Consider the following 21,551-nt stretch of genomic DNA (forward strand, 5'->3'; position numbering starts at 1 on the left):
CGAAATTCCTTGTCGGGTAAGTTCCGACCTGCACGAATGGCGTAACGATGGCCACGCTGTCTCCACCCGAGACTCAGTGAAATTGAATTCGCTGTTAAGATGCAGCGTACCCGCGGCTAGACGGAAAGACCCCGTGAACCTTTACTATAGCTTCACACTGAACTTTGAGCCTACTTGTGTAGGATAGCTGGGAGGCTTTGAAACTGCGACGCCAGTTGCAGTGGAGCCATCCTTGAAATACCAGCCTGGTATGTTTGAGGTTCTAACCCAGGCCCGTTATCCGGGTCGGGGACAGTGTGTGGTGGGTAGTTTGACTGGGGCGGTCTCCTCCCAAAAGGTAACGGAGGAGCACGAAGGTACCCTCAGCACGGTCGGACATCGTGCATTGAGTGCAAAGGCATAAGGGTGCTTGACTGCGAGACAGACATGTCGAGCAGGTACGAAAGTAGGTCTTAGTGATCCGGTGGCTCTTAGTGGTAGGGCCATCGCTCAACGGATAAAAGGTACTCCGGGGATAACAGGCTGATTCTCCCCAAGAGTTCACATCGACGGGAGAGTTTGGCACCTCGATGTCGGCTCATCACATCCTGGGGCTGTAGCCGGTCCCAAGGGTATGGCTGTTCGCCATTTAAAGTGGTACGCGAGCTGGGTTTAGAACGTCGTGAGACAGTTCGGTCCCTATCTGCCGTGGGCGTTTGAGACTTGAGAGGAGCTGCTCCTAGTACGAGAGGACCGGAGTGGACGAACCTCTGGTGTTCCGGTTGTCACGCCAGTGGCACTGCCGGGTAGCTAAGTTCGGAAGGGATAACCGCTGAAAGCATCTAAGCGGGAAGCCCCCCTCAAGATGAGGTCTCACCAGTGACTTGATCACTCTAAAGGGCCGTTGAAGACTACAACGTTGATAGGCTGGGTGTGGAAGTGCAGTAATGTATGAAGCTAACCAGTACTAATTGCCCGTGAGGCTTGACCATATAACACCCAAGTTTTTTGGGTCAGTAAGGTCACCAACAAGTAATACAATCAAAAAGCATTACCTTCTACCTAATCCAAATTCGGGAGGAAAAATGGGGTCAGAGACGAACTTTTCTCTAACCTCTTTTTCCATATAAACGGGATCATCAGGAAATTCATCTCTGACCCCGTTTTTCCCAACCAGTTTGCCTGGCGGCAATGGCGAGGTGGAACCACCTGATCCCATCCCGAACTCAGAAGTGAAACGCCTCAGCGCCGATGATAGTGTGGGGTCTCCCCATGTGAAAGTAGGTCACCGCCAGGCTTTAATTTAAAAACCCCGAAGTGCCTTTGTTGGCACTTCGGGGTTTTTCTTTTGTGGCTTGCCGGTTAGACCGCAACTTTTTTGTTGCAAGGGTTCATGTGACAAATTCGCCGGGAGCGAATTTGGACAGCCGAAGGCTGCCCGAAGGGCTGCGCACAGGGATGTGCGCAGTCAGAGTAGGTCACCGCCAGGCTTTCACCGCTCTCGGCCATCCATGGCCTCCGCGGCATTAGTCCATCCTGGACGTCAATACCAAAGCCCCGCTCTCGAAAGAGGACGGGGTTTTTTTTATGCATGATTGTCTTTCGCGCAGATCTGACAGGAATGGCCGTTGCAGCGGACAGGTCAACGGCGAAATACCGAGGGCGTGAGTTCATTGGGCAGGGTTTGCAGGGTCTTGTCGGCGAAGCTGACACCAATGCCGTCATAATAGTTGTAAACCAGATCGGCGCCCTTGTTTTTCAGTTGTTCGACTTCCTCATTGAACAGTGCCGTGGCATTGATCTGGCCATCAAAACCCCGTTCGCGCAGTTGCTGAATGGCCATCAACTTGGCGGACAATTCCGGCATGCAGAGCATAATGATCCGCACCCCCTTGAGATTGAGTCCCGCCCACAAACCGGGGTCCTCGGCATCGGCGTACAGAACCCGCCGTCCCTGGCGACGGTGATTTTCGACCTTGCCCGGATCCGAATCGAGCCCGACGGTCCGCAAATGACTGGATTTCAGCGTGTCATAGGCACCGGTACCGACCCGTCCCATGCCGACGATCAGAATATGCGCACTGCCGACATTAATCGGTTCATCATCCGGATGGCGGTGACGACTTTCAAACCGTTTGAGCCCTTTGCCGAACCGTTGATACAACTCGTGTGAATAACGATTCAATGGCGCCGTGATAGCAAAGGAGACTGCCACGGTCACCGCCAGCAGAACCAGCCAGTCGGTGGAGATCCAGCCCTGGGCTTCGGCAACACTGGCGATAATCAGGCCGAACTCACTGAAACTGGCCAGACTCAGGCCGGTGAGAAACGCACTGCGCGCGCGCAGACGGAACAGCAGCAGGATAAAGAAAAACATCAGGGCTTTGAGGGGCAACAGCAGATTGAGCAAGAGTGCATGCTCAAGAGTGAGCAGCGTGGGATGACCCGACAGGCCGATTTGTAAAAAGAAGCCAACCAGCAGTATTTCCTTCAGACCCCACAGGGCATTGGAAAGCTCGCTCGCCCGCTTGTGATCAGACAGAATGATACCCAGTAACAGGGCTCCCAGCTCCGAGCTGAGCCCGAATTCCTCGAAACTGCCGCCACCGACCACCAGTGCCAGCAACAGTCCATATAAAATAACCAGCTCGCCGTGTCCGCAGATATCCAGCAACCAGTGCAGCAGCGGGCGGAGCAAGAAGAAACCGAGCAACAGAAAAGACCAGGGAGAAGGGGTAACGCCACCGGCCAGGCTGAGTATGGCGACGGCGACGAGATCCTGCATGATCAGGATCCCGATCGCGAGCCGCCCATGGAAGGCACGTAATTCTTTCTTGTTTTCCAGGACCTTGGCGGCAACCACCGTACTGGAAAACGACAGCGCAATGGCGATCATGACGGCGGCTTCGAAGGAGAGATTGCCGAACTGGCTCAAAATGGCCCAGAGCAGAACGATGGTGAGGCCCATGTGTAACAGGGAACCGGCCAGAACTTCACTGCGGATCAGGCTTTTCAGGCGTAATTTCAGGCCGACGCTGAACAGCAGTAACAACACGCCGGCATGGGCAACAGCCTCGATGAGTGCATTGGTTTCATGACCATTGGCACTGAGCAGAAAACCGGCGGCCAGATAACCGACCAGGGGCGGCAGACCAATCAGGCGCATTAACAGGCCGGCGCCAAAGGCAAAGCTTAGCCAGATGGTCGCTGTCAGCATCGGCAGTATCCTTGTCGGGTATTGATATTTTATGCAGGCAGTTTGTTCGTATTCAGTGCAGATTAATCGCTGGTGGAGCAGGAGTCCAGAGTCCGGTTTGCAGTCACTAACGGCTTTTCTATACTCTTGATCACACAGTACAACAGGAAATGTGGCAGATGGATTCTTACCAAACTATTTTGCTGGCCCTGGATCTTTCCGATGAAGCGGATCAGGTACTTGAGCGGGCCAGTGAGCTAATCAGTCAGGAAACGGCCAGGTTGACATTGTTGCACGTGGTGGAGCCGGTCGTGACCGAAAACAGTTACGATTTGATCACGACGCTGCCGGCTGATTTTGAAGAGAGTCTTTATAAACAGGCCGAGACGTTTTTACAGCGTAAACGCGATGATTTTCACCTCAGCGAGGCCCGCGTGCGGGTCGAGGCCGGTTCGGTGAAATCCGAAATATTGCGGGTCGCCGAAGAGATGAAGGCCGATCTGATACTGGTTGGCACACACGGACGTCACGGTGTTGGTCTGTTGCTGGGCTCGACCGCCAATGCCGTATTGCATGGGACACCCTGTGACGTACTGGCGGTGAGAATATTGCCCGCCGAATCAGGCTGAATTCGATAACGCATGAAGCCAGCTGAGCAGTGGCGCCGGATCGGCCAGCCCCTTGTATTCACGATGCCGCGGTCCCATCCCGGCGATGGCCTGATACAGTAACCGTTGCTCCCTCACCGATAAGCGGGTCAGCGGCGTGTGATAGGTTCGGATAGTAAATAAAACAGCAGGAGTCTGCGGCAGTGCTTGCAACACCTGTCGTTCCACCCGCAGCCATGCCGCCGGGCGGGCCGGATCAAAGGCCCGGCCCTGCCATTGTTGGTGATCGATTCCGGGCGGCGGTTCGGGATGGTGATTGAGTCGCGCGTCCGTGGCAATCCCCCAGGCAAAGCGGACAAACGGGCCCTGTTGCAGACAGGTCTGTAATAATTGTCCTGCCCGGGCATTGATGCGCGCCATATCCGGTACCGGTTGATGAATCCCGGCAAAATCCCCGCCGATCTTCTCGCGCGGATCCCAGTGATTGGGCTGGCAAAGATGAATGGCGCACAGACGATTTTCCGCGCCGTTGAGACAGACCAGCGCCAGATCCTCCTGGATCTGCATGGCCAGCGCATCCAGACCGCTGCGATAGGGCGGCGCGGTATGCTGCTCGCCGGGTCGGTAATCCAGGTACCGGCCATCGGCGGCAAATACCAGTGAGTCGCCGGTGAGATGACAGTCGAGTTGCTGTCGATCGCCCGTCTGCTGCAAGTGGAACTGTTCGGGGTATTCGGCACACAGCTGTGCGATAACAAACCGGTTTAGCATCGGCTCCCAAGTACGGCCTGCGTCGGTGAAACAGAGGTATTTGTCGAGATCCTCGCTGCGGGCGGACTGTTTGGCCCGACGATAGTGGCTAAATTGCCGATCCAGCTGAAACAGCCGGTGATCGGCCGCACCATTACCAAAGTCGTGACCAAGCCTGTAAAATCCCGGTTTGATCGCGTAGTGTCCCGATGAGGGTGGGAAATAACGGGCAACCGGTTCGTTAACAATGGACATGTGGCAGGGTAAATCCGATTAATGCAACGCTTGCGTAATATTTTGTCCATTCTGGCCGATGGCCGTTTTCATTCCGGGACTGCCCTGGCGAGCCGGCTGGGACTCAGCCGCAGCGCGGTATGGAAACAGATCCGGTCTCTGTCGGAACAATACAACATTCCGGTTCAGGCGGTACAGGGACGCGGCTATCGATTGTCGGCCGTGCTGGAGTTGCTGGAGGCGGATAATATTATCGCCGCTCTTTCGCCCGAGGCAAGGCGGCACCTGGGACATTTGCAGATCGAATGGTCACTGGAGTCGACCAACCAGTGGCTGATGGAGGCCGTGGATGCACCTTGCGGCACCGTGGTGGCGGCCGAGCATCAACGCCAGGGACGCGGTCGACGCGGCCGGACCTGGGTCTCCCCTTTGGGCGCCAATCTCTATTTTTCCCTGTTAGGTTGTTTTCAGGGGGGCCCCGCCAATCTGTCCGGGCTGAGTCTGGCGGTGGCCGTGAGCGTGGTACGGGCGCTGACGGCCCAAGGGGTGAAAGATCTGGAACTCAAGTGGCCCAATGATATTTTGTCACGGAGCAAAAAACTCTGCGGCGTGCTGCTGGAGATGCAGGGTGAGGCGGGTGGACCGTGTCGCGTGGTCTGCGGGATCGGTTTGAATGTCAACATGCCACAGACGGTGGCGACGGATATCGATCAGCCCTGGACGGATTTGCAGCACAGCTTGCCGCGACCGATCTCCCGCCAGCGATTGTTGACGAGCCTGCTCGATGAACTGTTACCCGCCCTGGCCCGTTATGAGCAGGACGGCTTGACGCCGTTTCTGGACGACTGGCGGCGCTGGGACGCGGTGGCGGGCAGGCCGGTGCAGCTCTTGTTGCCGCAGCGCACGGTACGTGGCCGCGCCGTGGGCATTGATGGGCAGGGTAATCTGCTTATCGAACGCGGCGGTCGCCAGGAAAGTTACTGCAGCGGGGAGATCTCGCTGCGAGCCGAACCGGAGCAATATCATGCAACTGCTGATTGATTTCGGTAATACCCGGATCAAGTGGGCCTTGCTGCAGGAGGGCGAGCTGTGCTTTGGCGATGAAGCGATCTATACCGAGGTGGAACTGGCGCCGTTGTTCGAAAACTGGTGGATCGATCTGAGCGCGCCGGCCAGCGTGTTATGTGCCAGCGTTGCCGAGCAGACATGTTTCGCGCAGCTGGAACAATGGTGCCGTCAGCGTTGGCAGCTCCCGGTGACTCTCCTGCAAGCGGTTTCCCGTCAACAGGGGGTGATCAATGCCTATGCCGAAGCGCACACCCTGGGCAGTGACCGCTGGGTGGCACTGATCGCCGCCCACCGGTTGACTGACCAGCATGTGGGCGTCATTGATTGCGGCAGCGCGATTACCGTCGATCTGCTGCGCGCTGACGGCGTCCATCAGGGAGGCTATATCGTGCCGGGTTTATGGATGATGCAACGCTGTTTGCTGGAACGCACTGGCCAGATCAACACCGCGCCGTCATTGAGCGATGACCTGGCGCCCGGTGACTCCAGCGGCAGTTGTATCAGTCACGGCGCCCTGCGCAGTGTGACCGCGCTGCTCGATCGACTCATGGTCGATCTGCAGTCCCGGTATGACAATCGCCTGCAGTGGCTGTTGACCGGCGGGGATGCAGCACATATTCAGGCGCATCTGCGCCAACCCGGCCGGCTGGTGCCGGATCTGGTCCTGCAGGGGCTGGCCTGCGTCGCGCAAGAATGACGTCTCACGGTTGCAAGAGGAAAGACGGATGAAATGGCTGATCTATCTGTTGCTGCTGGTGAATATCAGCCTGTTTGCCTGGCACTATCGCGGCGGCCTGACCACGGCCGAGCCGGACGCGGCCCTACCGACGGATGTTCAGCGGCTGGTGCTGTTGCATGAAAAACAGCAGCAGGCCGAGGAGGGGCGGGCCTGGTGTTACAGCCTTGGTCCCTTGAAAGAGCCACCCCAGGCCGAGGCGCTGAGTAAACGCTTGCAACAATGGGAAATGACGAGCTGGCGGCGCACGAGTCAGGAGGCCGGGCGCAAGGGGTACTGGGTGCTGTTACCCCCGCTGTCTTCGCGGGTCGAGGCACGCGCTGCCGTGGCCGAACTCAAGGCCAAAAAGATCGAAGACTATTTTTTGATTGCCACCGGCCCGAACGCCAACGGGGTTTCGCTGGGCGTGTTCTCCACCTTTGAGGCGGCGCATCGACGCATCAATCAGCTGAGCGAACTCGGTTTCGAGCCGATTTGGGAGAATGTCCGGCTGCCGATCGACGAGTACTGGCTGGACTGGCCGCGCGAAACCGGCAGCCTTTCCGAAGCGCAACTGGCACAATTACAGGAAGGGTATGCCGGATTGCGCCAGATCGAACGCCGCTGTGAGCCGCCGGCAGAGATCCAAACGGGTTCGGCAAAAAACCGTCGTTAAAATTGCCTTTATAGAGACAATTTCTTAGAATGCGCGCCTGGTCGATACCGGTGATGCCGGTCATCATGCTGGCGTAGCTCAGTTGGTAGAGCAGCTGACTTGTAATCAGCCGGTCGGGGGTTCGACTCCTCTCGCCAGCTCCAGAATTTCAAAGGCCCGGACAGGATCCGGGCCATTTTGTCGGCAGAGTGCAAAAATCGGCCGCAGGTGGCGGAAAACCAAGGTATTTTCGCCACTTGCGGTTGACACTGCCCTATTGCTCGACGAAAATACGCAGCTTCGTGCGCGCGGAGGGGTTCCCGAGTGGCCAAAGGGATCAGACTGTAAATCTGACGGCTCAGCCTTCGGAGGTTCGAATCCTCCCCCCTCCACCAAACACAAAGTTACAAGGGCCGAGTTACGAGGGACGAGGAAAACCGGAATCGTAACGCGGCGGGAGCGGGCTTGGTGCAGCTACCACCCCGGGACGTGATGAGATGCAGAGGGCTGGCCCTCGTAACTCGTTACTCTGACCTCGTCCCTGAATATAGCGGGTGTAGTTCAATGGTAGAACTTCAGCCTTCCAAGCTGACTATGTGGGTTCGATTCCCATCACCCGCTCCAAATTAACAAAGGGACGGAGGTCTCAGGGACGAGGGACGAGGAAAACCGGGCTAAGTTTACGGTTGATACGAGCGAAAGAGTCATTACTCGTCACTCGGCCCTCGTTACTCGTCACTGTTTTTTAGCCCATGTAGCTCAGGGGTAGAGCACACCCTTGGTAAGGGTGAGGCCGGCGGTTCAAATCCGCCCATGGGCTCCAGGTTGTATATACAAATAGTGGTAATGGGTTTTTGGTTAAATTCGCAACAGGGGAGGCCTGACGGTGTCCAAGGCAAAATTTGAACGTACGAAGCCGCATGTGAATGTCGGGACCATTGGTCACGTAGACCATGGCAAGACGACCTTGACGGCGGCGATCACCAAGGTAATGGGCGAGAAGTTCGGCGGTGAAAGCCGGGCGTACGACCAGATTGACAGCGCGCCGGAAGAAAAAGCGCGCGGCATCACCATTGCCACCGCGCACGTGGAATACGAAACCGAGAACCGTCACTACGCGCACGTGGACTGCCCGGGCCATGCGGACTATGTGAAGAACATGATCACCGGTGCGGCGCAGATGGACGGGGCGATTCTGGTGGTTTCGGCCGCCGACGGCCCGATGCCGCAGACCCGCGAGCACATTCTGCTGTCCCGCCAGGTGGGCGTGCCGAGCATTGTTGTTTACCTGAACAAGGCGGACATGGTGGACGACGCCGAACTGCTGGAACTGGTGGAAATGGAAGTGCGCGAGCTGCTCTCTTCCTATGACTTCCCCGGCGACGACGTCCCGGTGGTCACCGGTTCCGCGCTCAAGGCGCTGGAAGGGGACAGCTCCGAAATTGGCGTGCCCTCCATCGAGAAGCTGGTGGCGGAAATGGACGCCTACATTCCGGCGCCGGAACGGGCCATTGACGGCACCTTCCTGATGCCGATCGAAGACGTGTTCTCCATCTCCGGTCGCGGCACCGTGGTGACCGGGCGTATCGAGCGCGGGATTGTCAAAGTGGGTGAAGACGTGGAAATCGTCGGCATGAAAGACACCGCCAAGACCACTGTCACCGGCGTGGAAATGTTCCGCAAGCTGCTGGACCAGGGTCAGGCGGGGGACAACGTGGGCGTGCTGCTGCGCGGCACCAAGCGTGACGACGTCGAGCGCGGCCAGGTCCTGTGCAAGCCGGGCTCCATCAAGCCGCACACCAGGTTCGAGTGCGAAGTGTACGTTCTGTCCAAGGACGAAGGCGGGCGTCACACCCCGTTTTTCAACGGCTATCGGCCGCAGTTTTATTTCCGGACCACCGACGTGACCGGTGCCTGTGACCTGCCCGAAGGGGTGGAAATGGTCATGCCGGGGGACAACGTGCAGATGACCGTGAGCCTGATTGCCCCGATTGCGATGGAAGAAGGCCTGCGCTTTGCGATTCGCGAAGGCGGTCGGACCGTCGGCGCCGGTGTGGTATCGAAGATTATTGAATAAAGGGCCCGGGTCGAGAGCCGCGTAATGACGGATGTGATGAGCGCACACTATGTGCGCTCGCTACTTTTTTACCTCGTTACTCGTTCCTCGTCCCTCGTCCCTGTTTTTAGGCCAGTAGCTCAATTGGCAGAGCGGCGGTCTCCAAAACCGCAGGTTGGGGGTTCGATTCCCTCCTGGCCTGCCAAACGCGCGGCGAATTATCGAATGATGATTCGCCGGGGTTAACAGGACAACGATGGCAGACAAGATCAAGCTAACAGTCGCCGTATTACTGGTGCTGGCCGGCATTGCCGGCTTTTATCAGTTTGCGAACGAGGCACTGCTGTATCGGGTGCTGGGTTTGCTGGCGGTGCTGGGTGTGGCGGTGGCCGTGGCGGCGACCTCACAACCGGGTCTGAATGCCTGGAATTTCGGCCGCAGTGCCGTCCTTGAGGCGCGCAAGTCTGTCTGGCCGTCCCGGCGTGAAACCACCCAGACGACGCTGATGGTGGTGGTCATGGTGACGATTATCGGCATCGTGCTGTGGTTATTCGATATGTTTTTGCTGTGGGCGGTGAAACTCATTACCGGTCAGGGAGGCTGAGTAGATGGCATTACGCTGGTACGTCGTCCACGCCTATTCCGGTTTTGAAGCGCAGGTCAAGCGCTCACTGGAAGAGCGAATCAAGCTCAATGGTATGGAAGACAAGTTCGGACAGATCCTGGTGCCGACCGAGGAAGTCATCGAAATGCGCGACGGTCAGAAGCGCAAAAGCGATCGCAAATTCTTCCCGGGCTATGTGCTGGTGCAGATGGATATGGATGATGAAACCTGGCATCTGGTCAAGGACACGCCCCGGGTGATGGGCTTTATCGGCGGCACCAGCGACAAGCCGGCGCCGATCAGCGAAAAAGAAGCCCAGTCGATCCTGGAGCGCATCCAGGAAGGCACCGAACGGCCGCGGCCCAAGGTGTTGTTCGAGTCGGGCGAAGTGGTCCGGATCAACGACGGGCCGTTCAACGACTTTAACGGCGTTGTTGAAGAAGTGGATTACGAAAAGAACCGCCTGCGCGTGGAAGTGTCGATCTTCGGCCGTTCCACGCCGGTGGATCTGGACTTCAGTCAGGTCGAGAAGAGCTAAAAGCTCCTCTCGACCTGACAGGGACGAGGGACAAAGGGACGAGTGACGAGGAAGTTTGGATACGGTGATGCCGTATGCTTTATTCCTCGTCACTCGTACCTCGTCCCTCGGTACTTAAAAACAGGGGAGCCCGAGTAGCCGCAGGCGAAACGGCGTTTGGACCCAAAGTGAGGTAAATAATGGCCAAGAAAGTCGAAGCATATATCAAGCTGCAGGTCCCGGCACAGGAAGCGAATCCGTCGCCGCCGGTGGGTCCTGCGCTGGGTCAGCATGGTGTGAACATCATGGAGTTCTGCAAGGCGTTTAACGCCCAGACCCAGGAAACCGAAAAAGGATTGCCGATCCCGGTTGTGATCACCGTCTACAGTGATCGCAGCTTTACCTTCATCATGAAGACGCCGCCGGCGTCGATTCTGCTGAAAAAGGCCGCCGGTATCCAGAGCGGTTCGGGTGAGCCCAACCGTAACAAGGTAGGCAAGGTCACCCGCGAGCAGCTGGAAGAGATTGCCCGGGCCAAAGATCCGGATCTGACTGCCGCGGATATGGATTCTGCGGTGCGCACCATTGCCGGTAGCGCGCGGAGTATGGGTCTTGATGTGGAGGGTATGTAAATGGCCAAGTTGAGCAAACGTCAAAAAGCAATTCGTGAAAAGCTGGATCCCAGCAAAATCTACCCGATCGATGAGGCCTTCGGTCTGTTGAAAGAACTGCCGCGCGTCAAATTTGTCGAGTCGGTCGAAGTGGCGGTTAATCTGGGTGTCGACCCGCGTAAATCCGATCAGGTTGTGCGTGGTGCGACCGTCCTGCCGCATGGCACTGGCAAAACTGTCCGGGTCGCCGTCTTTGCTCAGGGCGAGAATGCCGACAAGGCCAAAGCCGCGGGTGCCGATATTGTCGGCTTCGAGGACCTGGCCGAAGAAGTCAAACAGGGCAACATGGATTTCGATGTGGTTATCGCCACTCCGGACGCCATGCGTGTGGTTGGCCAGCTGGGCCAGATTCTCGGTCCGCGCGGTCTGATGCCGAACCCGAAAGTCGGTACCGTGACTCCGGACGTCGAAGGCGCGATAAAAAATGCCAAGGCCGGTCAGGTGCGCTACCGCACCGACAAGGGCGGTATTATCCATTGCGCTATCGGCAATGTGGATTTTGATGCCAACAATTTAAAGGAAAACCTGGAAGCCCTGCTGGCGGATCTGAAAAAGGCCAAGCCGTCAGCCGCCAAGGGACAGTATGTGAAGAAAGTGTCTGTCTCCACGACCATGGGTCCGGGAATTTCCGTCGATCAGGCGTCGCTGGCGCTCTGATCGTTACAAACTTTGTGGCCGTTGTTTCAAGGGGCAGAATTTAATTCTGTCCCCGAGCAGCGTCCATCAAAGACCGTGGGTGTCGTTGTTTTAACGGCTTAATGGGGTTGCCCCGGCCTACGCAGATGGTGTGCCCGAACAGATTTAATTCTGCCTTGGGTCACTAAAGGTGGGACATCCAGCGGGATGTTTCATGTTCGTCCAACGACAGGTGAGCTGTTTAACCTGTCAGAAATGGAGGTATGTTCGCGTGGCTCTCAGTCTGAAACAAAAGAAAGCCATAGTGGCCGAAGTCGCTGAAGTCGCTGCGAATGCACATTCCGCCGTGGTGGCGGAATATATTGGACTGGCGTCCAATGACATGAATAACCTGCGTGCTCAGGCACGTTCCGGTGGTGTTTATCTTCGTGTCGTGAAAAATACGCTGGCCAAACGTGCATTGGAAGGGACGGACTTTGCCTGCATGAACGATACGCTCGTGGGTCCGATGATCCTGGCATTTTCGGAAGAAGATCCGGGTGCAGCGGCGCGAGTCATCAAAGAGTTCGCCAAGGGACATGACAAACTGGTAGTCAAGGCCCTTTCTGTCAGTGGACAGTTGCTGTCTGCTTCAGAACTGGACCGTTTGGCCAGCCTGCCGACCAAGGAGCAAGCCATCAGCATGCTTATGTCGGTGATGCAGGCTCCGATTACCAAACTGGCGCGTACCTTTAATGAAGTGCCTGGCAAACTGGTCCGTACCGTCGCGGCTGTTCGTGACGCTAAACAGGCCTCTTGATATTTTAGTGATTAGGAGAAGGTAAAATGGCAGTTTCTAAAGATGAAATCCTGGAAACGGTTTCAAATATGACCGTAATGGAAGTGGTCGAACTGATCGAAGCAATGGAAGAGAAGTTCGGCGTTTCCGCCGCAGCCGCTGTTGCTGCTGCCCCGGCCGCTGCGGCCGGGGGTGGTGAAGCCGCTGTTGAAGAGAAAGACGAATTCGACGTCGTCATGACCAGCTTTGGTGATAACAAGGTTTCTGTCATCAAGGCAGTCCGTGGTATTACCGGCCTGGGTCTGAAAGAAGCCAAGGAAATGGTGGAAGGCACCCCTGCCACTGTGAAGGAAGGGGCTTCCAAGGACGACGCCGAAGAAGTGAAGAAGACGCTTGAAGAAGCCGGCGCTCAGGTCGAGCTGAAATAAAAGCGGCTTGCTTCATGAAAAGATTGCGGGCCAGTGGCCCGCGGTCAACAAATGGTATAACCATTCCCGCAGCGGGCTGGTGGCCAATGGGCCACTGGCCTGCTGTGTATTTGTTGTTTTACGGCGAGCCAGCCGTGAACAATGAATACACGGGAATGCCAGTTTCGCGACTAACTGCTACGAGCAAGGTGACCAATGGCATACTCGTTTACTGATAAGAAACGGATTCGTAAAAACTTTGGTCGTCGTCCTACCATCCTGGAAGTCCCCTATCTTCTGGCCATGCAGACCGATTCCTACCGGGAATTTCTGCAAGCTGAAAAAAACGAAGATCAGCGTGACGACAAGGGTTTGCATGCGGCGTTCAAATCGGTCTTTCCCATAGTCAGCTATTCCGGCAATGCAGCGCTGGAATATGTCAGCTACCGGCTGGGAACCCCGGGCTTTGATGTGAAAGAGTGTCAGATGCGCGGTGTGACCTATGCAGCTCCGCTGCGGGTCAAGGTGCGCCTGATCATCTACGACAAGGAAGCCAAGAACCCCACGGTCAAGGACATCCGCGAGCAGGAAGTCTACATGGGCGAAATTCCGCTCATGACCGAGACCGGAACCTTTGTTATTAATGGTACCGAACGGGTTATCGTCTCCCAGCTGCACCGTTCGCCCGGCGTGTTTTTCGATCACGACAAGGGCAAGACCCATTCCTCCGGCAAGCTGCTGTTCAATGCCCGGGTGATTCCGTACCGTGGTTCCTGGCTCGATTTTGAATTCGATCCCAAGGATTGTCTGTTTACCCGCATCGATCGCCGCCGCAAGTTGCCGGTCACCATACTGTTGCGCGCCCTCGGTTACAGTACCGAAGAGATGCTGGATCTGTTTTTCGAGAAAAATACCTTCCATATGAATAAGGATGGCGGTTTTGAACTCGATCTGGTTGCCGATCGCCTGCGTGGTGAAACCGCGACATTTGATATCAAGATCAAGAACAAGGTGCTGGTCGAAGAAGGCCGCCGCATTACCCCGCGGCATATCCGCGAGATAGAAAAGGCCGGGCTGAAGAAACTGGCGGTGCCGGACGAGTATATGCACGACAAGGTACTGGCACACGACGTTATCAACAAAGATACCGGCGAAGTGGTGGCCAAGGCCAATGACACCCTCATCCCCGAGCGTCTGGAGCAGTTGCGCGAGGCCAATGTCACCGAATTCCAGACCATTTTCACCAATGATCTGGATCACGGCCCGTATATCTCCAAAACCCTGGAAATCGATACCACCACTACCCAGCTGGAAGCCCAGGTAGAGATTTATCGCATGATGCGCCCGGGTGAGCCGCCGACCAAGGAAGCGGCCGAGAACCTGTTCAACAACCTGTTCTTCAGCGAGGATCGCTACGATCTTTCCGGCGTCGGCCGCATGAAATTCAACCGTCGTATCGGTCGTAAGGAAGTCACCGGCGAAGGCACCCTGTCCAAGGAAGATATCCTGGCCGTGATTCAGACCCTGATCGGCATTCGTGACGGCAAGGGCAACGTCGACGATATCGACCATCTGGGTAACCGGCGTATCCGTTCCGTGGGCGAGATGGCCGAAAACCAGTTCCGCGTGGGGCTGGTGCGGGTCGAGCGCGCGGTCAAGGAGCGTTTGTCCCTGGCGGAATCGGAAAACCTGATGCCCCAGGAGATGATCAATGCCAAGCCGGTCTCCGCGGCGATCAAGGAGTTCTTCGGCTCCTCCCAGCTCTCCCAGTTCATGGATCAGAATAACCCACTGTCGGAAGTGACCCACAAGCGGCGTATTTCCGCACTGGGCCCGGGCGGTCTGACCCGCGAACGCGCGGGCTTCGAGGTGCGTGACGTGCATCCGACCCATTACGGCCGGGTCTGCCCGATTGAGACCCCGGAAGGGCCGAACATCGGTCTGATTAACTCCCTGGCAGTTTACGCACGGACCAATCAGTACGGCTTTCTGGAGACCCCGTACCGCCGGGTGAAAAATGGCAAGGTCACCGAGGAGATCGATTACCTGTCCGCGATTGACGAAGGCGAGTTTACTATCGCCCAAGCCAACGCCGGCGTGGATAACAAGGGTAATCTGAGCGACGATCTGGTTTCCTGTCGCCATCTGAACGAATTTGCCATGTCGACCCCGGACAAGGTTGACTATATGGATATTTCGCCCAAGCAGATCGTCTCGGTTGCGGCGGCACTGGTTCCGTTCCTGGAACACGACGACGCCAACCGCGCACTGATGGGCGCCAACATGCAGCGTCAGGCTGTGCCAACCCTGCGTGCTGAGAAGCCCGTAGTGGGCACCGGGATCGAGCGCACCGTGGCCGTGGATTCCGGTGTGGCCGTGGTGGCCCGGCGTGGCGGTACAGTCGATTCGGTCGATGCCTCGCGTATTGTTGTGCGGGTCAATGACGATGAGACCGTGGCGGGTGAGTCCGGTGTGGATATCTACAACCTGACCAAATATACCCGTTCTAACCAGAATACCTGCATCAACCAGCGACCGCTGGTGAATGTCCGCGATGAGATCGCCCGCGGTGATGTGCTGGCCGACGGGCCTTCCACCGATCTGGGGGAACTGGCGCTGGGCCAGAACATGCTGGTCGCCTTCATGCCCTGGAACGGTTACAACTTCGAGGACTCGATCCTGATCTCCGAGCGGGTGGTCGAAGAAGATCGCTTCACCACCATCCATATCGAGGAGCTGACCTGCGTCGCCCGCGATACCAAACTGGGCTCCGAAGAAATCACCGGCGATATTCCCAATGTCGGCGAGTCGGCACTGGCCAAGCTGGATGAGGCCGGTATCGTTTATATCGGTGCCGAAGTCAAACCCGGGGACATTCTGGTTGGCAAGGTCACGCCCAAGGGCGAGACCCAGCTGACACCCGAAGAAAAACTGCTGCGTGCCATTTTCGGTGAGAAAGCCTCGGACGTGAAAGATACCTCGCTGCGGGTCTCCTCCGGCATCGTCGGCACCGTGATCGACGTGCAGGTCTTCACCCGCGACGGGCTGGAAAAAGACTCGCGCGCGATCGCCATAGAAGAGTCCGAGCTGGAAAGCGTTCGCAAGGACTTCAACGACCAGCGCCGCATCATGGAAGACGATGCGTACCAGCGTGTTGAACACATGCTGGTGGGCAAGGTGGCCGATGGCGGTCCGAACAAGCTCAAAAGCGGCAGCAAGCTGACCAGGGCCTATCTGGAAGAGGTGCCGCGGGAAAAATGGTTCGAAATCCGTTTGCGTAACGACGACGCCAATGCCCAGCTGGAAGCCATTGGCGCGCAGATCAAGCAGCTGCGCAAGGACTTTGATGAAAAATTCGAAGAGAAGAAGCGCAAGCTGACGACCGGTGATGATCTGGCACCGGGCGTGCTGAAAATGGTCAAGGTGCATCTGGCGGTCAAACGCCGCATGCAGCCGGGTGACAAGATCGCCGGTCGCCACGGGAACAAGGGTGTTATCTCCATGATTCGCCCGGTCGAAGATATGCCGTTCAGTGCCGACGGGACGCCTATCGATATCGTACTCAGTCCGCTGGGTGTGCCCTCGCGCATGAACGTCGGTCAGGTACTGGAAACGCATCTGGGCTGGGCGGCCAAGGGGCTGGGCAAGAAACTGGGTGACATGCTCAAGGCCCAGACCAAAATCGCGGAAATTCGCAAGTTGCTGGAAGACATTTACAACAAAAGCGAAGGTCAGAAGGAAGATCTCAAGTCCCTGACGGATGAAGAGGTCCTGAAGCTGGCCAGCAATCTGCGTGCGGGTGTGCCGATGGCCACGCCGGTGTTTGACGGCGTCAATGAAGCTGAAATCAAACGCCTGCTGCGTCTGGCAGACTTGCCGGAAAGCGGCCAGGCCGATCTGTACGATGGGCGCACCGGCGAGAAATTCGATCGCCCGGTCACCGTCGGGTACATGTACATCCTGAAGCTGAACCACCTGGTCGACGACAAGATGCACGCCCGTTCGACCGGTCCGTACAGTCTGGTGACCCAGCAGCCGCTGGGCGGCAAGGCCCAGTTCGGTGGCCAGCGTTTCGGTGAGATGGAGGTCTGGGCGCTGGAAGCCTACGGTGCCGCCTATACCCTGCAGGAAATGCTCACCGTCAAGTCCGATGACGTCAACGGCCGGACCAAGATGTACAAGAACATCGTCGACGGCGATCATCGTATGGAACCGGGCATGCCGGAGTCCTTCAACGTACTGCTGAAGGAAATCCGTTCACTTGGTATCGATATCGAACTCGAGCAAACGGACTAAATCCAGGGACGAGGGCCAGGGGCCGAGTGACGAGGCCTGTTTTATTTCCTCGTTACTCGTCCCTCGTAACTCGGAACTTTTATTAGGAGTGGCAACGTGAAAGACCTACTCAAGATTCTGAAACAACAGGGCCAGACCGAAGATTTCGATGCAATTCGCATCGGGTTGGCGTCGCCGCAAAAGATTCGTTCCTGGTCCTTTGGTGAGGTTAAAAAGCCGGAGACCATCAATTACCGGACTTTCAAGCCGGAGCGTGATGGCCTGTTCTGTGCCAAGATTTTTGGTCCGATCAAGGATTACGAGTGCCTGTGCGGCAAGTACAAGCGCCTCAAACATCGCGGCGTGATTTGTGAGAAATGCGGCATCGAAGTCACCCTGGCCAAGGTCCGCCGCGAGCGCATGGGCCATATCGAACTGGCTTCCCCGGTTGCGCACATCTGGTTCCTCAAGTCCCTGCCCTCGCGCATGGGGCTGCTGCTGGATATGACCCTGCGGGATATCGAGCGGGTGCTCTATTTTGAGGCTTTCGTTGTAGTTGAGCCGGGCATGACGACCCTGGAGCGGGGTCAGTTGTTGACCGATGAAGCTTACCTGGAAGCGATTGAAGAGTTCGGCGATGAATTTGACGCCCGCATGGGGGCCGAAGCGGTCCAGGCCCTGCTGGGCAATATCAATCTGCAGCAGGAAGCCGAGAAGGTGCGCGAAGATATGGGCGCCACCAAGTCCGAAACCAAACTCAAGAAACTCGGCAAGCGCCTCAAGCTGATCGAAGCCTTTGTCGAGTCCGGCAACAAGCCGGAGTGGATGGTCATGACCGTGTTGCCGGTGCTGCCGCCGGAACTGCGTCCGCTGGTCCCGCTGGAAGGCGGCCGCTTCGCCACCTCCGATCTGAACGATCTCTATCGCCGGGTCATTAACCGTAATAACCGTCTGAAACGGCTGCTGGATCTGAACGCGCCGGACATCATCGTGCGCAACGAAAAACGCATGCTGCAGGAATCGGTCGATGCGCTGCTGGACAACGGCCGTCGCGGTCGGGCGATTACCGGCTCCAACAAGCGTCCGCTCAAATCCCTGGCTGATATGATCAAGGGCAAGCAGGGCCGTTTTCGCCAGAACCTGCTGGGCAAGCGTGTCGACTACTCCGGTCGTTCCGTGATCGTGGTCGGCCCGGCGCTGCGTCTGCATCAGTGCGGTCTGCCCAAGAAAATGGCCCTGGAGCTGTTTAAACCCTTTATTTTCAGTAAGCTGGAACGGCGCGGCCTGGCCACCACCATCAAGGCGGCCAAGAAAATGGTCGAGCGCGAAGGCCCGGAAGTGTGGGATATCCTCGAAGAGGTCATCCGTGAACATCCGGTGATGCTCAACCGTGCGCCAACCCTGCATCGTCTGGGTATCCAGGCGTTTGAGCCGGTGTTGATCGAAGGCAAGGCCATTCAGCTGCATCCGCTGGTCTGTACGGCGTTCAACGCCGATTTCGACGGCGACCAGATGGCCGTGCACGTGCCGCTCTCGCTGGAAGCGCAGCTCGAAGCGCGTGCGCTGATGATGTCCTCCAACAACATTCTGTCGCCGGCCAACGGCGAGCCGATCATCGTGCCGTCCCAGGACGTGGTGCTGGGGCTGTACTGGATGACCCGTGAACGGGTCAACGGCAAGGGCGAGGGCATGGTCTTCGCCGATGTGAAGGAAGTGGATCGGGCCTATAACAACGGGGTCGTGGATCTGCAGGCCCGGGTCAAGGTGCGTATCCATGAATTCGAAATTGATGACGAGGGGAACAAGACCGAGAAGGTCTCCTTGCAGGAAACAACTGTTGGTCGTGCCCTGTTGTACGAAATCGCCCCGGAAGGCATGGAGTTCAGCCTCTTTAACATGGAAATGAAAAAGAAGGCGATCTCCGGGTTGATCGATGCCTGTTATCGCAAGCTGGGACTGAAGGCGACAGTCGTTTTTGCCGACCAGATTATGTATACCGGTTTTGCCTATTCCACCAAGGCCGGGATTTCCTTCGGTGCCGATGATATGGAAATCCCCGAAGAGAAGGCTGAAATCCTGGCTGCCGCTGAAGAAGAGGTCAAGGAGATCGAGGGGCAGTATACCTCGGGTCTGGTCACCAACGGCGAGCGTTATAACAAGGTCGTGGATATCTGGTCGCACACCAATGATCAGATCGCCAAGGCCATGATGGACAAGCTGGGCGTCGATGAGATCAAGGATAAGGACGGCAATATTGTCCGCCAGCCGTCTTATAACTCGATCTTCATGATGGCCGATTCCGGCGCCCGCGGTAGCGCGGCACAGATTCGTCAGCTGGCCGGGATGCGTGGTCTGATGGCCAAGCCGGACGGCTCCATTATCGAAACGCCGATTACCGCCAACTTCCGCGAAGGCCTGTCGGTTCTGCAGTATTTTATCTCCACCCATGGTGCTCGTAAGGGGCTGGCGGATACCGCCCTGAAGACTGCCAACTCCGGTTACCTGACCCGCCGTCTGGTGGATGTCTCCCAGGATCTGGTGGTTTCCGGCGACGATTGCGGCACCGACAACGGCATGCTGATCTCCTCGCTCATCGAGGGTGGCGACGTGGTCGAACCCCTCTCCGAGCGGGTGCTGGGTCGTGTGACCGCCGAGGATGCCGAGGGCGCCGATGGCGAAGTGATTATTCCGGCCGGGACCCTGCTGGATGAGCATTGGGTCGCCAAACTCGAAGGGATGGGGATCGACCACATTCAGGTTCGCTCGCCGATTACCTGTGACAACCTGCATGGTGTCTGTGCCGTCTGCTACGGCCGCGATCTGGCCCGCGGACACCTGGTCAACCAGGGCGAGTCGGTGGGCGTCATCGCCGCTCAGTCCATCGGTGAGCCGGGTACCCAGCTGACCATGCGGACCTTCCATATTGGGGGTGCCGCCAGCCGTTCTGCGGCGGTCAGCAACATCGAGATCAAGAACAAGGGGACGGTGCGGCTGCACAATATCAAGACTATCCAGCACGCCAGTGGCAACCACGTTGCGGTCTCCCGCTCCGGGGAAATCACCGTGCTGGATGAGAACAAGCGCGAGCGCGAGCGTTACAAGGTGCCCTATGGGGCGGTGATCTCGGCCAATGATGGCGATGCCGTCGAGGCCGGCCAGATCGTTGCCAACTGGGATCCGCATACCCACCCGATCGTCACCGAAGTCGAGGGTCAGGTGAAGTTCATGGATATCATCGAGGGGGTCACCGTACAGGCCGAAGTCGACGAGGTGACCGGTCTCTCCCGTCTGGTGGTCATGGATCCCAAGCAGCGCAGCAGCCAGGCCAAGGATCTGCGACCGATGGTCAAGCTGATCGACGAGGCCGGCAACGACATGAATATCGTCGGCACCGATTTGCCCGCGCACTATTATCTGCCGTCGGGCGCGATCATCTCCCTCAAGGACGGGGATGCGGTGAGCGTGGGTGACGCCATTGCGCGGATTCCGCAGGAATCCTCCAAGACCCGTGACATCACCGGGGGTCTGCCGCGGGTGGCCGATCTGTTCGAAGCGCGCAAACCGAAGGAGTCCTCCATCCTGGCGGAGATCTCCGGGACGGTCAGCTTTGGCAAGGAGACCAAGGGCAAACAGCGTCTGGTGATCACACCGAACGAAGGCGACACCTATGAGGAGCTGATTCCCAAGTGGCGCCATGTCACCGTGTTCGAAGGTGAGCATGTGGAAAAAGGTGAGATCATCGCCGAAGGTGAGCCCAACCCCCACGATATACTGCGTTTGCTGGGTGTCGAGGAGCTGGCGCGCTATATCGTCAACGAGGTGCAGGACGTCTACCGCCTGCAGGGTGTGAAGATCAACGACAAGCACATCGAGGTGATCGTGCGTCAGATGTTGCGCAAGGTGGATATCACCTCCCCGGGCGATACCGGCTTCCTCAAGGGCGAGCAGGTGGAGCGTTCCCGGATGCTGGAAGAGAACGAGCGGATGCTGACAGCAGACCGTCAGCCGGCGCTGTTCGAGCCGGTTCTGCTGGGCATCACCAAGGCCTCGCTGGCGACCGAATCGTTCATCTCCGCGGCCTCCTTCCAGGAGACCACCCGGGTACTGACCGAAGCAGCCGTCACCGGCAAGATCGACGATCTCCGCGGTCTCAAGGAGAACGTCATCGTCGGTCGGCTGATTCCGGCCGGGACCGGCCAGGCGTTTCACAAGGAGCGCCGGCGTCAGCGCAAGGAGGCCGAATCGGCCGAAGCTGCACTGGCGGCCGCCGCGGCCGAGATCGAATCGTCGGGCGACGCCGAATCGGTGGATCAGCAAAACTGATCCCCGGCCGGGTTGCCCATATACCCGCATGTAGAGTCATGGCTTTTGCCTGACGCCGCGGGTCGGTGGGCAGCTGTGC

Annotated in this window: 15 protein-coding genes, 5 tRNA genes and 2 rRNA genes (1 of these 22 cut by a window edge); 20 read left to right on the forward strand and 2 right to left on the reverse strand. The window is 57.6% G+C overall.

The genetic code is table 11. The features are described 5' to 3' along the window. Together U5J94_RS02545 and rrf are read left to right on the forward strand one after the other, a co-directional pair. Positions 1–971: ribosomal RNA gene (locus U5J94_RS02545) — 23S ribosomal RNA — on the forward strand (it extends 1,915 nt beyond the left edge of the window). Between the two features lie 189 nt (positions 972–1,160). Further along, a 5S ribosomal RNA gene (rrf, locus tag U5J94_RS02550) occupies positions 1,161–1,276 on the forward strand. Positions 1,277–1,621: 345 nt separating this feature from the next. Here rrf and U5J94_RS02555 read toward each other — a convergent pair. Beyond that, positions 1,622–3,196, reverse strand: coding sequence for a cation:proton antiporter family protein (locus U5J94_RS02555; protein WP_322564075.1), 1,575 nt, complete (start codon positions 3,194–3,196; stop codon positions 1,622–1,624). A 158-nt stretch (positions 3,197–3,354) separates the two neighbouring features. Between U5J94_RS02555 and U5J94_RS02560 the strand changes: the two genes are divergently transcribed. Continuing rightward, positions 3,355–3,804, forward strand: coding sequence for a universal stress protein (locus U5J94_RS02560; RefSeq protein WP_322564076.1), 450 nt, complete (start codon positions 3,355–3,357; stop codon positions 3,802–3,804). Here the strand turns inward: U5J94_RS02560 and U5J94_RS02565 are convergent. Further along, the gene (locus U5J94_RS02565) at positions 3,796–4,788 is read right to left on the reverse strand and encodes a DUF3445 domain-containing protein (protein WP_322564077.1); all 993 of its coding nucleotides are present in this window, start codon (positions 4,786–4,788) and stop codon (positions 3,796–3,798) included. The genes U5J94_RS02560 and U5J94_RS02565 overlap by 9 nt on opposite strands. A gap of 21 nt (positions 4,789–4,809) precedes the next feature. Between U5J94_RS02565 and birA the strand changes: the two genes are divergently transcribed. The 17 genes from birA to rpoC all read left to right on the forward strand — a co-directional run bounded on the left by birA (position 4,810) and on the right by rpoC (position 21,472). After that, positions 4,810–5,808 (forward strand): bifunctional biotin--[acetyl-CoA-carboxylase] ligase/biotin operon repressor BirA, encoded by a 999-nt coding sequence (gene birA, locus U5J94_RS02570; RefSeq protein ID WP_322564078.1) that lies wholly within the window; start codon positions 4,810–4,812, stop codon positions 5,806–5,808. Beyond that, entirely contained in the window at positions 5,792–6,532 is a 741-nt protein-coding gene (locus tag U5J94_RS02575; RefSeq protein WP_322564079.1) for a type III pantothenate kinase, read from the forward strand. The genes birA and U5J94_RS02575 overlap by 17 nt, the downstream gene beginning before the upstream one ends. 28 nt (positions 6,533–6,560) lie before the next feature. Further along, complete coding sequence (locus tag U5J94_RS02580; RefSeq protein ID WP_322564080.1) at positions 6,561–7,226, forward strand: SPOR domain-containing protein; 666 nt, start codon at positions 6,561–6,563, stop codon at positions 7,224–7,226. Positions 7,227–7,293: 67 nt separating this feature from the next. Next, a tRNA-Thr gene (locus U5J94_RS02585) sits at positions 7,294–7,369 on the forward strand. A gap of 146 nt (positions 7,370–7,515) precedes the next feature. Next, a tRNA-Tyr gene (locus tag U5J94_RS02590) sits at positions 7,516–7,600 on the forward strand. A gap of 155 nt (positions 7,601–7,755) precedes the next feature. After that, a tRNA-Gly gene (locus U5J94_RS02595) sits at positions 7,756–7,829 on the forward strand. 124 nt (positions 7,830–7,953) lie between these two features. Beyond that, a tRNA-Thr gene (locus tag U5J94_RS02600) sits at positions 7,954–8,028 on the forward strand. A 63-nt stretch (positions 8,029–8,091) separates the two neighbouring features. Continuing rightward, positions 8,092–9,282: an elongation factor Tu gene (gene tuf, locus U5J94_RS02605; RefSeq protein WP_322564081.1), complete on the forward strand. Its 1,191-nt coding sequence runs from the start codon at positions 8,092–8,094 to the stop codon at positions 9,280–9,282. Positions 9,283–9,390: 108 nt separating this feature from the next. Continuing rightward, a tRNA-Trp gene (locus U5J94_RS02610) sits at positions 9,391–9,466 on the forward strand. A gap of 51 nt (positions 9,467–9,517) precedes the next feature. Further along, a complete protein-coding gene (gene secE / locus U5J94_RS02615; RefSeq protein ID WP_322564082.1) occupies positions 9,518–9,865 on the forward strand; it encodes a preprotein translocase subunit SecE in 348 nt (115 codons plus the stop codon). 4 nt (positions 9,866–9,869) lie between these two features. Continuing rightward, on the forward strand, positions 9,870–10,403 hold the full coding sequence (gene nusG / locus U5J94_RS02620; RefSeq protein ID WP_322564083.1) for a transcription termination/antitermination protein NusG: 534 nt from the start codon (positions 9,870–9,872) through the stop codon (positions 10,401–10,403). Between the two features lie 179 nt (positions 10,404–10,582). Continuing rightward, positions 10,583–11,014, forward strand: a complete 432-nt coding sequence (rplK, locus tag U5J94_RS02625) for a 50S ribosomal protein L11 (protein ID WP_322564084.1) — start codon at positions 10,583–10,585, stop codon at positions 11,012–11,014. Further along, positions 11,015–11,710, forward strand: a complete 696-nt coding sequence (gene rplA, locus U5J94_RS02630) for a 50S ribosomal protein L1 (RefSeq protein ID WP_322564085.1) — start codon at positions 11,015–11,017, stop codon at positions 11,708–11,710. A 250-nt stretch (positions 11,711–11,960) separates the two neighbouring features. Then, positions 11,961–12,488, forward strand: a complete 528-nt coding sequence (gene rplJ, locus U5J94_RS02635; protein ID WP_322564086.1) for a 50S ribosomal protein L10 — start codon at positions 11,961–11,963, stop codon at positions 12,486–12,488. A gap of 26 nt (positions 12,489–12,514) precedes the next feature. Further along, on the forward strand, positions 12,515–12,895 hold the full coding sequence (rplL, locus tag U5J94_RS02640; protein WP_322564087.1) for a 50S ribosomal protein L7/L12: 381 nt from the start codon (positions 12,515–12,517) through the stop codon (positions 12,893–12,895). Positions 12,896–13,090: 195 nt separating this feature from the next. Continuing rightward, positions 13,091–17,170 (forward strand): DNA-directed RNA polymerase subunit beta, encoded by a 4,080-nt coding sequence (gene rpoB, locus U5J94_RS02645; protein ID WP_322564088.1) that lies wholly within the window; start codon positions 13,091–13,093, stop codon positions 17,168–17,170. A 96-nt stretch (positions 17,171–17,266) separates the two neighbouring features. Beyond that, complete coding sequence (rpoC, locus tag U5J94_RS02650) at positions 17,267–21,472, forward strand: DNA-directed RNA polymerase subunit beta' (protein ID WP_322564089.1); 4,206 nt, start codon at positions 17,267–17,269, stop codon at positions 21,470–21,472. Positions 21,473–21,551 lie beyond the last annotated feature (79 nt).

This window comes from Thiohalophilus sp., assembly GCF_034522235.1.
Lineage (GTDB): Bacteria > Pseudomonadota > Gammaproteobacteria > UBA6429 > Thiohalophilaceae > Thiohalophilus.